Genomic DNA, 11,019 nt, shown 5'->3' with positions numbered 1-11,019 from the left:
CCGATAGCGAGGCGGTCAAGCTTCGCTAAAAAGATCGTTTTACAACTCGCTCATCCCACTCATCTTGCGATGAACTGCGATGCGCGAGCGCCGAAAACGATCTGGAGATTATGAATGGTACCCGCGAATTACTCCGCAGATCCAAACTCGGATCGATCTCCTCTTTACGATGTCAGAAAACACGCACGTCACCGTCCATCCGGACCAATGAGTGCGAAGTGATGTTTCGCGGACGATTTGAACAGAGCTTCTTGAACAAGGTGCATTCTCGAGCTTCAATTCCATCTGGTGGAGCCAGACGGGATCGAACCGACGACCTCATGCTTGCAAAGCACGCGCTCTCCCAGCTGAGCTATGGCCCCGTACCAGAAGACGAATGCTCCGCACTCGATCAAAATGGTGGGCCTGGGAAGACTTGAACTTCCGACCTCACGCTTATCAAGCGCGCGCTCTAACCAACTGAGCTACAAGCCCCTAACACGAGAGGCATGCCGGCGCGCAACCGACTTGCGCCGGTGCATCGCTCAAGCGCTCAGCCCCTGGCGCGTGTTCGTCCGCGAAGAAAGAGAAACGAAGACGGCGAAATCCCGCCAATGGAGCTCAACAATCCTGAAACTGTTGGCCCCTGAATGTTTCTAAAACGATCCGATAGAACGCGTAAGCGATCTGAAGGATCATCCTTAGAAAGGAGGTGATCCAGCCGCAGGTTCCCCTACGGCTACCTTGTTACGACTTCACCCCAGTCGCTGACCCTACCGTGGCCGGCTGCCTCCCTTGCGGGTTAGCGCACCGTCTTCAGGTAAAACCAACTCCCATGGTGTGACGGGCGGTGTGTACAAGGCCCGGGAACGTATTCACCGTGGCGTGCTGATCCACGATTACTAGCGATTCCAACTTCATGGGCTCGAGTTGCAGAGCCCAATCCGAACTGAGACGGCTTTTTGAGATTTGCGAAGGGTCGCCCCTTAGCATCCCATTGTCACCGCCATTGTAGCACGTGTGTAGCCCAGCCCGTAAGGGCCATGAGGACTTGACGTCATCCCCACCTTCCTCGCGGCTTATCACCGGCAGTCTCCTTAGAGTGCTCAACTAAATGGTAGCAACTAAGGACGGGGGTTGCGCTCGTTGCGGGACTTAACCCAACATCTCACGACACGAGCTGACGACAGCCATGCAGCACCTGTCTCCGGTCCAGCCGAACTGAAGAACTCCATCTCTGGAGTCCGCGACCGGGATGTCAAGGGCTGGTAAGGTTCTGCGCGTTGCGTCGAATTAAACCACATGCTCCACCGCTTGTGCGGGCCCCCGTCAATTCCTTTGAGTTTTAATCTTGCGACCGTACTCCCCAGGCGGAATGCTTAAAGCGTTAGCTGCGCCACTAGTGAGTAAACCCACTAACGGCTGGCATTCATCGTTTACGGCGTGGACTACCAGGGTATCTAATCCTGTTTGCTCCCCACGCTTTCGTGCCTCAGCGTCAGTATCGGGCCAGTGAGCCGCCTTCGCCACTGGTGTTCTTGCGAATATCTACGAATTTCACCTCTACACTCGCAGTTCCACTCACCTCTCCCGAACTCAAGATCTTCAGTATCAAAGGCAGTTCTGGAGTTGAGCTCCAGGATTTCACCCCTGACTTAAAGACCCGCCTACGCACCCTTTACGCCCAGTGATTCCGAGCAACGCTAGCCCCCTTCGTATTACCGCGGCTGCTGGCACGAAGTTAGCCGGGGCTTATTCTTGCGGTACCGTCATTATCTTCCCGCACAAAAGAGCTTTACAACCCTAGGGCCTTCATCACTCACGCGGCATGGCTGGATCAGGCTTGCGCCCATTGTCCAATATTCCCCACTGCTGCCTCCCGTAGGAGTTTGGGCCGTGTCTCAGTCCCAATGTGGCTGATCATCCTCTCAGACCAGCTACTGATCGTCGCCTTGGTGAGCCATTACCTCACCAACTAGCTAATCAGACGCGGGCCGATCTTTCGGCGATAAATCTTTCCCCGTAAGGGCTTATCCGGTATTAGCACAAGTTTCCCTGTGTTGTTCCGAACCAAAAGGTACGTTCCCACGCGTTACTCACCCGTCTGCCGCTGACATATTGCTATGCCCGCTCGACTTGCATGTGTTAAGCCTGCCGCCAGCGTTCGCTCTGAGCCAGGATCAAACTCTCAAGTTGGACTTGAAACCTTGAACCGGCTGATCACAACGTTTGACGAGGTCCCACCATTCTTCGCCGACCGAAGTCGACGAGCTGTCCGCGATTCACATCGCTGACAACGATGGTGTAACCTTTAAAACGTGTACCGCCGAAGTCTTTCGTCCACCCTCAGAACGTCAAAAGCCGAAGCCTTCAAGTATTCCGAGGGACGCAAGGACTCCGCCGTCCACGTTTCTCTTTCTTCATCTTTACTTGTCAAACAGCCCGGGATCCGATGACCCCACACCCTAGAGGGTGGTTCTACCCTTCAGCAATCGATCGTAAACCCCAACCGATTTATGTCGGCTGTTGTGTCACTCATCGAAGTGAGGAGCATAAAGGGCGCGAATGCTTGCCTTGGCCGGTGGGCCAATGCAGCGCCGCGCTCAGTGGGTGTCTTATAGGCCCGCCCCTTCGGACCTGTCAACACTCATCGTCAAGAAATCGTCGCATGACGACAAACTTTTTTCAGGGGCGGAAAAGTCCCTGATATTTGGGGACCTTGCGCCGCACTTGAGCCACAATCCTGCGACGTTCTGGCTATAAGGTATGCAATGAACCGCTCGAAACCTGTGGGGGCTCGGGTGGTTTTTTCGGGGGACTAGGCGATTTTCTCCAAGAACCCGTCGCCTCTTTCCCTACACGGCCGAGCAACATCGAGAGATCTGCACACCATTGACGTTCGAGATCGCGGCTAGCTAATGGCCATCGGCTTCTCGGCTTCGATGCGTGTGGCTCGCCACACTGCCGGAATTCCTCGTCGAGGAATCGAGGTGGGAACAGGGACGAGCAGAGGTCGATCGCAGTTGCTGGAATTTGGGGGGATACAGGGTTGAGCCAACGGGCGTCACGCGGAAGCGGCATTGGGCGCGAGACCGGGATGATCGATCTCGGTCACGAGCCGCCGCTTTCAGTCGACGGCACCGAGGCTGCGGTGATCGATCGCCGCCGTGTCTCCGTTCAATGGTTCAGCGGCACCATTCTGACTGGTCTATGTGGCGCGGCCCTGATCGGCGGCGCCGTTTTTGCGTCGCTCGACGGCGAAATGACTTTTGCCAAGGTGCCGGAGCGCGTCGAAGGCGCGCTGCGCGGTGCGTTCACCGGCAATGATCGCGTCGTCAGCGTGCACAAGGGCGACCGCCTGCCGCCACCCAGCGAATCTTCCGCCTCCCGCAGCCTGGTGCGCGTATCGACCGTAACCCGCGTCGGCAATCGCGACGTGATGCGGGTGCGGCCCTTCATCCGCATTTCCGGCAATCTCTCGATGACCACGAGCGATCTGTCGGCAAAAATACCTGCGTTCAACGCGCAACGTCTTCTGACCGATGTCGGCTCCGACACGCCGGCGGCGACCGAGGATCCGAATGCGGCGGCCGAGCCCGACGCCGAGGTCTCTTTCGTCACCAAGGATCTGGCATCCGTGCTGCCGAAAGCGAAGCTCGCTGCCGTCGTCGCGCTCGATGACATCCTGATGCGGGTCCGCGACGCCGCCAATTGGCGCGGCTCCGGCAACTCAGTGCGCTACGCCTCACTCGCCAATGCCGCGGCCGACGCGACCGGCGCCGGGCCCGACATGAGGCTGGCCTACGCCACCGAGGGCAACGCCCCCGATCCCTATGCGGGCTTCGAGACCCGCGTGGTGCCGGAGAACGTCACCCTGCTGCCGAAGACCAAGGAGCAGGTCACCGGCGGCAATCCGACCGGCGAACGGGTTCACCTCGTCAAGAAGGGCGACAGCATCACCTCGATCCTGCGCGACCAGGGCGCAACGCCCGACGAGGCGAAGGCGATTGCCGCGACGCTCGGCCCGCGCGGCCGCGACGGCGGCCTGAAGGAAGGCCAGAAGGTGCGAATCCTGATGGCCCCGGCGACTCCCGGACCGAATGTCAGGCTGCAGCCCTATCGCGTGATCGTCGCCAACGAATCCGTCGTCGAGGCCATCGCCGCACTGTCCGATATCGGCCGATACGTCGCCGTCGACGTGCAGAGCATGAACACCACGACCGACACCGCTGACAATTCCAGCGACGATGACGAGGATGATGGCAGCGGCGTGCGGCTCTATCAGAGCATTTACGAGACCGCGCTGCGCAACAAGGTGCCGCCGACCGTGATCGACGACATGGTCAAGATCTACTCCTACGACGTCGATTTCCAGCGCAAGGTGCAGCCCGGCGACAGCTTCGATGTGTACTATGCCGGCGAGGACGAGGGCGTCACCAGCACCGAAAAGACCGAAGTGCTCTATGCCGCGCTGACCGTGGGCGGCGAAACCAAAAAGTACTACCGCTTCCAGAGCTCCGACGACGGCGTCGTCGACTACTATGACGAGACCGGCAAGAGCGCGAAGAAGTTTTTGGTGCGCAAGCCGGTCAACACCGCGATCATGCGTTCGGGCTTCGGCGGCCGCCGCCATCCGATCCTCGGCTATGTGAAGATGCACACCGGCGTCGACTGGGCCACCGCCTACGGCACGCCGATTTTTGCCTCCGGCAACGGCGTGCTCGAAAAGGTCGGGTACGAGGGCGGTTACGGCAAATATATCCGCATCAAGCATTCCAACGGCTACGAGACGGCCTATGGCCACATGTCGGCCTTCGCCAAGGGCATGGAGATCGGCAAGAAGGTGCGGCAGGGCCAGGTGATCGGCTTCGTCGGCTCGACCGGCCAGTCGACCGGCCCGCACGTCCACTACGAAATCCTGGTCAACGGCCGATTCGTCGATCCGATGCGCGTGAAACTGCCGCGCGGCCGCTCGCTCGAAGGTCCGATGCTCGCGGGCTTCGAGAAGGAGCGCGACCGGATCGAAGCCCAGATGTCGAGCCGCGGCAGCGCCCGCATCGTCTCGGACGCCACCAGTTCGACGTCGCAGACGCGCTCCACCAACCGCTGATGATGCAAGAGGCCGCCGGCCCGTCCGGCCGCGCAGATCCTACGAAACGCTGTAGGCGCAGCGCAGATACGATGCCGTTTCCAGGCCGTCACGCCGCCAGTTTCATTAAATTTCGCGCCGCAAGATGGGAACCCGAACGGCGATCATCCAGTTGATTCGTCAGTGAAACCTCCAATGGAGGGTGTCATGGAGAACTGGACGAACGCAAAACTGTGTGACGTCGCAAACCTGATCCTCGGCGCGATTCTCTTCCTGTCGCCGTGGCTGTTCAAGTTCGACGCCGGAACGGTTTCCACCAACGCCCACATCGTCGGCCTCGCGATGGCGATCCTTGCGATCGCCGCGCTCGCGGCATTCGCGGTCTGGGAGGAGTGGCTGAACCTCATCGTCGGGTTTTGGGCGCTGGTCTCGCCCTGGGTCCTTGGTTTCAAGGGAATGACCACCGCGACGACTGTGCACGTGGTGATCGGCATCGCCGTCGCAGTCCTTGCTGCGATCGAGCTCTGGGTAATGTCCCAGCATCCGCCTCGGCTCACAACGCACAGCTGAGGCCTTGAACTGATGCGTCCCTACCCGCTGGTGCGGATCGCCGGCGGGCAGGGGTTCGGTTGTGCTCAACGAAGATATGCACAAGGATTTGCGCCATGACCCCGCTCACCCGCGACGACGTGCTGAAGGCCGTCGGCCACGCCGACGACGTCACGATTGCCAGGATCATTGCATCGGGAGCTACCATCACCGAGCTTGCCGAGGCGCAGGCCTGGCTTGCCAACGACGAGCCGCTGATCAATGCCGGCAGGCCATTGGCCACGGGCCGCGCCCGCGAGCTGGTCGACATCCTGTCCGAGATCGAGCCCGCCGAGGACGACGAGCCCGGCGGCCAGTCGCCGCCGATCGTCCCGCAGGAGTGATTTGCAACCAAATCCTCCCCGCGATCTGCGGGGAGGCTTTTTTGTTGTTGAGCCGTTAGAGCGTTTTCGAGCGAAGTGGCTACCGGTTCGCGTGAAGAAAACGCTCAAAACAAGAATCTAGAGCCCCGTTCCGATCCCATCGGAACGGGAAAGGCTCTAGTTCAGCTTGCGCTTCGAGACCGGGGCCTCGAACTGCACGATCTCGGCGGTTTTGGGCACCTGGCCGTTGAAGGTCAGCACGTTGCCCTTCTCCGAAATCTTGACGTGATCGCCGTCCTTGACCTCGCCGGCGAGGATCATTTCGGCCAGCGGGTCCTGCACGCTGCGCTGGATCACCCGCTTCAACGGACGGGCACCGTAAGCCGGATCCCAGCCCTTCTCGGCGAGCCAATCCCGCGCCTTCGGATCGAGCGTGAGCTCGATCTTGCGATCCTCGAGCAGCTTGCGCAGCCGCGCGAACTGGATCTCGACGATGCGGCCCATCTCGCTCTTCTGCAGGCGGTGGAACAGGATGATCTCGTCGATGCGGTTCAGGAATTCCGGCCTGAAATGCGCCCGCACCACGCCCATCACCTGATCGCGAACTGCCGCGGTGTCCTCGCCTTCGGGCTGATTCACCAAAAACTCCGAACCGAGGTTCGAGGTCATGATGATCAGCGTGTTGCGGAAGTCGACGGTGCGGCCCTGACCATCGGTCAGCCGGCCGTCATCGAGCACCTGCAACAACACGTTGAAGACGTCGGGATGCGCCTTCTCGATCTCGTCGAACAGCACGACCTGGTAGGGCCGCCGCCGTACGGCTTCGGTCAACGCACCACCCTCGTCGTAGCCGACATAGCCGGGAGGCGCGCCGATCAGCCGCGAGACCGAGTGCTTCTCCATGAACTCGGACATGTCGAGGCGGACCATCGCGGTCTCGTCGTTGAACAGGTCAGCGGCGAGCGCCTTGGTCAGCTCGGTCTTGCCGACGCCGGTGGGGCCCAAGAACATGAACGAGCCGGTCGGCCGGTTCGGGTCCTGCAGGCCCGCTCGGGCACGGCGCACCGCGGTTGCCACCGCGCGCACCGCTTCGGCCTGGCCGACGACGCGCTTGGCGAGACTGTCCTCCATCTTCAGGAGCTTGTCCTTTTCGCCCTCGAGCATCTTGTCGACCGGAACGCCGGTCCAGCGCGAGACGACCTGCGCGATGTGGTTGGCGGTAACCGCCTCCTCCATCATCTCGCCGCCGTTCGGGTGGCTGCTTTCGGCTGCCTCGATGTCGGCGAGCTTCTTCTCCAGCGCGGGAATCCGGCCATAGGCCAGCTCGCCCGCCTTCTGGAATTCGCCACGACGCTGCGCATTGGCAAGCTCGACGCGGAGTGCGTCGAGTTCGCTCTTCAGCTTCTGGGCATTGGAGAGCTTGTTCTTCTCCGCGCTCCAGCGTGCCGTCAGCGCCACCGACCTCTCCTCGAGCCCGGCGAGTTCCTTCTCCAGCGTCTGCAGGCGGCTTTTCGAGCCGGCATCGTTCTCCTTCTTCAACGCCTCCTGCTCGATCTTGAGCCGGATGATGTCGCGATCCAGCGAATCGAGCTCTTCGGGCTTGGAATCGACCTGCATCTTCAGCCGCGCCGCCGCCTCGTCCATCAGATCTATGGCCTTGTCGGGGAGGAAACGGTCGGTGATGTAGCGGTTCGACAGCGTGGTCGCGGCCACCAACGCGGTGTCGGTGATGCGCACGCCATGATGCTGCTCGTATTTGTCCTTCAGGCCGCGCAGGATCGAGATGGTGTCCTCGACCGTCGGCTCGCTGACATAGATCGGCTGGAACCGGCGGGCCAGCGCGGCATCCTTCTCGACATGCTTGCGGTACTCGTCGAGCGTGGTCGCACCGATACAGTGCAGCTCGCCGCGCGCGAGCGCAGGCTTCAGCAGGTTGGACGCGTCCATCGCGCCGTCGGCCTTGCCGGCGCCGATCAGCGTGTGCATCTCGTCGATGAACAGGATGATGCCGCCCTCGGCGGTCGAGACCTCCTGCAGGACGGATTTCAGCCGCTCCTCGAACTCGCCGCGATATTTCGCGCCGGCGATCAGGGCGCCCATGTCGAGCGACAGCAGCTTCTTGTCCTTGAGGCTCTCCGGCACGTCGCCGTTGAGGATGCGCAGCGCCAGGCCCTCGACGATCGCGGTCTTGCCGACGCCGGGCTCACCGATCAGGACGGGATTGTTCTTGGTCCGCCGCGACAGCACCTGGATGGTACGGCGGATCTCCTCGTCACGGCCGATCACCGGGTCGAGCTTGCCGTCGCGCGCCGCCTGGGTCAGGTCGCGGGCATATTTCTTCAGCGCGTCATAGGCGTTCTCGGCGGTCGCACTGTCAGCAGTGCGGCCCTTGCGCAGCGCTTCGATCGCCGCGTTCAGGTTCTGCGCCGTGACGCCGCCCTTGCTCAGGATAGAGGCCGCCTCGCTGCCTTTCTCGAGCGTGAGCCCGAGCAGCAGCCGCTCGACGGTGACAAAACTGTCGCCGGCCTTTTCGGCGGCCTTTTCCGCGGCGTCGAAGGCACGCGCCAGCTCCGGAGACAGGTAGACCTGCCCGGCACCGTTGCCCGAAACCTTCGGCAGCTTGTTCAGCGCCTCTTCGGTCGTCTTCAGGATCGCTCTGGAATTGCCGCCGGCACGGTCGATCAGACCTCCGGCCAGCCCCTCATTGTCGTCCAGCAGCACCTTCAACAGATGCAACGGCGAGAACTGCTGGTGACCGTCGCGCATTGCGAGCGACTGGGCAGACTGGATGAATCCGCGCGCGCGCTCGGTGTACTTCTCAATGTTCATTCGTTTTCCCTCGGCCTGCCATCGTCACCCATTCAGGCATGACAACAGCATCTTCATTGGGTTTCCGCGGGCCGCGTTGACGTTCCTCAACCAGCCTCTGGTCGTCGCCATCATTTTTCAGGCTTGCCGCAGATGTGGGCACTTGGTTCCAAAACGGAAGAGCCACAGCTTGCGATTTCACCCGATGGAGCTCAGCGCCGCACGATGGCGACAAGGTAGCGGCAGGGCTGAGCAGTTTCGTTACGGAAGACGATGTCCGACGGCGGGCCGAGCTCGACACGGTCACCCGCAGCGAGCTCGTGGCGGACCGCCCCTTCCATCAGGGTGAGGCGGCCGCCGATCACCCAGACCACCTGGCGCACCAGGTGATAGGCGCTGGCGGGGAAGCCGGCTTCCTGCCGGGCCGGCAGCTCGATCTCCACCAGTTCCAGCGGATTGGCCGGATGCAGGAACACCTGCCGCCGCAGATAGGCCGCCTTCGGATCGCGCCACACCGGCTGATCCTTGGCCCGCTGCAGACGGGAACCGTCTGACGCAACCTCGAACAGCGCGGCCATGGTCAGGCCATAGGCCGTGGCAATCCGCGACAGCGTCGCCGCCGTGGGGCTCGCCTCCGCCCGCTCGATCTTGCTCAGCATGGCCTTGGACACGCCTGCCCGCCCGGCGAGTTCCGCCAGCGACCAGCCGCGGCCCTCCCGTTCGGCGCGAACCCGCCGCCCGAGAGCATCATCGGCCTTGTCCTCTATAATTGACATACCGTCTTATATAGTAGACAACCGGAGTTGTTCAAGAGGCCCGTCGAGGAACTGTCAATGATCATCCGCCCCGCCACCGAGCAGGACATTTCTGCGATCACCGCGATCTTCAACGAGGCGGTCGCCAATTCGAGCGCGATCTGGACCGAAAAGCAGGACTCTGACGCCGAGCGGCTGGCCTGGATGAAGGCGCGGCAGGAGTTGGGTTATCCGGTGCTGGTGGCCGTCGAGGGGACGACGGTGCTCGGCTACGGCACGTTCGGCGATTTCCGGGCCTTTCCCGGCTATCGCTACAGCGTCGAACACAGCGTCTATATCCACGCCGATCATCGCGGCCGCGGCCTTGGCCGCGTCATCATCGACGAGCTCGTCGCCGCAGCCAGCGCGCTCGGCAAGCACGTCATGATCGCCGGGATCGACGGCGGCAACCGGGCCTCGCTGCGGCTGCATGCGCAGGCCGGCTTCGTCGAGGTTGCCCGGATGCCGGAGGTCGGACGCAAGTTCGGCCGCTGGCTCGATCTGGTGTTCATGCAACGCGTGCTGGATGAGGCGGGCGCGGCGCGACCTGACTAGCTGCCTTACTGCTGGCGGCGGTTCTCCTCGCCCGCCAAACAGGCTAGAGCGGGCGGATGGACAATACGCTCGCTTCCTCCGCCAGGATCACCGGCATCTATCGTTACCCGGTCAAGGGACTCACGCCCGAGCCCCTGCCCCGCACTGAGCTCAAGACCGGCGAGACGCTGCGCTCGGATCGCCGCTACGCGATCGAGAACGGCCCGAGCGGTTTCGATCCGTCGGCGCCGAAATGGTTGCCGAAGCCGCATTTCCTGATGCTGCAGCGGGACGAATGGCTGGCGCCGCTGCGCACCCATTTCGACGATGACAGCCATGTACTGACGCTGCGCCGCGATGGCGCGATGCTGGCCCAGGGCGATCTCGAGACCGAAGCAGGGCGCGCGGCGATCGAGCGCTATTTCGCCGATCGTCATGCCGGCCAGATCAAGGGACCGCCCAAGGTGCTGGTGAGCCCCGGGCACAGTTTTTCCGATGTCCCGCGCAAGGTGGTCTCGATCATCAATCTGGCGAGCCTGCGGGCGATCGAGGACATGGCGCAGGCGCCGGTCCATCCGCTGCGCTTCCGCGCCAACCTCTATGTCGAGGGCTGGCCGGCCTGGCATGAAGCCAGCCTGCTGGACCAGACGATTGCGATCGGCAGCGCGCGGGCCAAGGTGGTGAAGCGCATCACCCGCTGCGCCGCAGTCAATGTCGATCCCGAGACCGGCGTGCGCGACCTCTCGGTCCCGAACACGCTGATGCAGCGCTTCGGCAACAATGAATGCGGCATCTACGCCGAGATCATCGCTGACGGTGATGCGGCCGTCGGCGACACGATTGCCGCCGAACAGCCTGTAGCATCGTAAGCCGGCCAAGGCGCGCATGCGCCGTACCCGGCTTT

At 62.1% G+C, this 11,019-nt stretch carries 7 protein-coding genes, 2 tRNA genes and 1 rRNA gene; 5 read left to right on the top strand and 5 right to left on the bottom strand.

Features of this window, described 5'->3' with window-relative positions; translation table 11 throughout:
* Positions 1–286 precede the first annotated feature (286 nt).
* The 3 genes from G6P99_RS06355 to G6P99_RS06345 form a co-directional block, all read right to left on the bottom strand.
* A tRNA-Ala gene (locus tag G6P99_RS06355) sits at positions 287–362 on the bottom strand.
* 35 nt (positions 363–397) lie between these two features.
* Positions 398–474 (bottom strand) — tRNA-Ile (locus G6P99_RS06350).
* 210 nt (positions 475–684) lie between these two features.
* Positions 685–2,175: ribosomal RNA gene (locus tag G6P99_RS06345) — 16S ribosomal RNA — on the bottom strand.
* Between the two features lie 853 nt (positions 2,176–3,028).
* Here G6P99_RS06345 and G6P99_RS06340 point away from each other — a divergent pair.
* The 3 genes from G6P99_RS06340 (at position 3,029) to G6P99_RS06330 (ending at position 6,000) form a co-directional block, all read left to right on the top strand.
* A complete protein-coding gene (locus tag G6P99_RS06340; protein ID WP_051346107.1) occupies positions 3,029–5,089 on the top strand; it encodes a M23 family metallopeptidase in 2,061 nt (686 codons plus the stop codon).
* 186 nt (positions 5,090–5,275) lie between these two features.
* A complete protein-coding gene (locus G6P99_RS06335; RefSeq protein ID WP_029079699.1) occupies positions 5,276–5,638 on the top strand; it encodes an SPW repeat protein in 363 nt (120 codons plus the stop codon).
* A gap of 95 nt (positions 5,639–5,733) precedes the next feature.
* Positions 5,734–6,000, top strand: coding sequence for a hypothetical protein (locus tag G6P99_RS06330; RefSeq protein ID WP_029079700.1), 267 nt, complete (start codon positions 5,734–5,736; stop codon positions 5,998–6,000).
* 156 nt (positions 6,001–6,156) lie between these two features.
* Here G6P99_RS06330 and clpB read toward each other — a convergent pair whose 3' ends face one another.
* Both clpB and G6P99_RS06320 read right to left on the bottom strand, forming a co-directional pair.
* Positions 6,157–8,808 (bottom strand): ATP-dependent chaperone ClpB, encoded by a 2,652-nt coding sequence (gene clpB, locus G6P99_RS06325; RefSeq protein ID WP_029079701.1) that lies wholly within the window; start codon positions 8,806–8,808, stop codon positions 6,157–6,159.
* 191 nt (positions 8,809–8,999) lie between these two features.
* Positions 9,000–9,563: a helix-turn-helix domain-containing protein gene (locus tag G6P99_RS06320; RefSeq protein WP_029079702.1), complete on the bottom strand. Its 564-nt coding sequence runs from the start codon at positions 9,561–9,563 to the stop codon at positions 9,000–9,002.
* Positions 9,564–9,620: 57 nt separating this feature from the next.
* On the opposite strand from G6P99_RS06320, the gene G6P99_RS06315 reads away from it, so the two are divergent.
* Together G6P99_RS06315 and G6P99_RS06310 are read left to right on the top strand one after the other, a co-directional pair.
* A complete protein-coding gene (locus G6P99_RS06315) occupies positions 9,621–10,136 on the top strand; it encodes a GNAT family N-acetyltransferase (RefSeq protein WP_029079703.1) in 516 nt (171 codons plus the stop codon).
* A gap of 56 nt (positions 10,137–10,192) precedes the next feature.
* Positions 10,193–10,984 carry an MOSC domain-containing protein gene (locus tag G6P99_RS06310; protein WP_029079704.1) on the top strand — a complete coding sequence of 264 codons (792 nt, stop codon included), beginning with the start codon at positions 10,193–10,195 and terminating at the stop codon, positions 10,982–10,984.
* Positions 10,985–11,019: the final 35 nt, after the last annotated feature.

The organism is Bradyrhizobium sp. 6(2017) (assembly GCF_011058295.2).
Taxonomy (GTDB): domain Bacteria; phylum Pseudomonadota; class Alphaproteobacteria; order Rhizobiales; family Xanthobacteraceae; genus Bradyrhizobium; species Bradyrhizobium septentrionale.
The sequence above is the reverse complement of the archived record's forward strand: the minus strand, read 5'-3'. Positions and strand labels throughout refer to the sequence as shown.

Coding starts and splice junctions, on each gene's coding strand:
- G6P99_RS06335 (WP_029079699.1), top strand. CDS start 5,276: ATGGAGAACTGGACGAACGCAAAACTGTGTGACGTCGCAAACCTGATC.
- G6P99_RS06330 (WP_029079700.1), top strand. CDS start 5,734: ATGACCCCGCTCACCCGCGACGACGTGCTGAAGGCCGTCGGCCACGCC.
- clpB (WP_029079701.1), bottom strand. CDS start 8,808: ATGAACATTGAGAAGTACACCGAGCGCGCGCGCGGATTCATCCAGTCT.
- G6P99_RS06320 (WP_029079702.1), bottom strand. CDS start 9,563: ATGTCAATTATAGAGGACAAGGCCGATGATGCTCTCGGGCGGCGGGTT.
- G6P99_RS06315 (WP_029079703.1), top strand. CDS start 9,621: ATGATCATCCGCCCCGCCACCGAGCAGGACATTTCTGCGATCACCGCG.
- G6P99_RS06310 (WP_029079704.1), top strand. CDS start 10,193: ATGGACAATACGCTCGCTTCCTCCGCCAGGATCACCGGCATCTATCGT.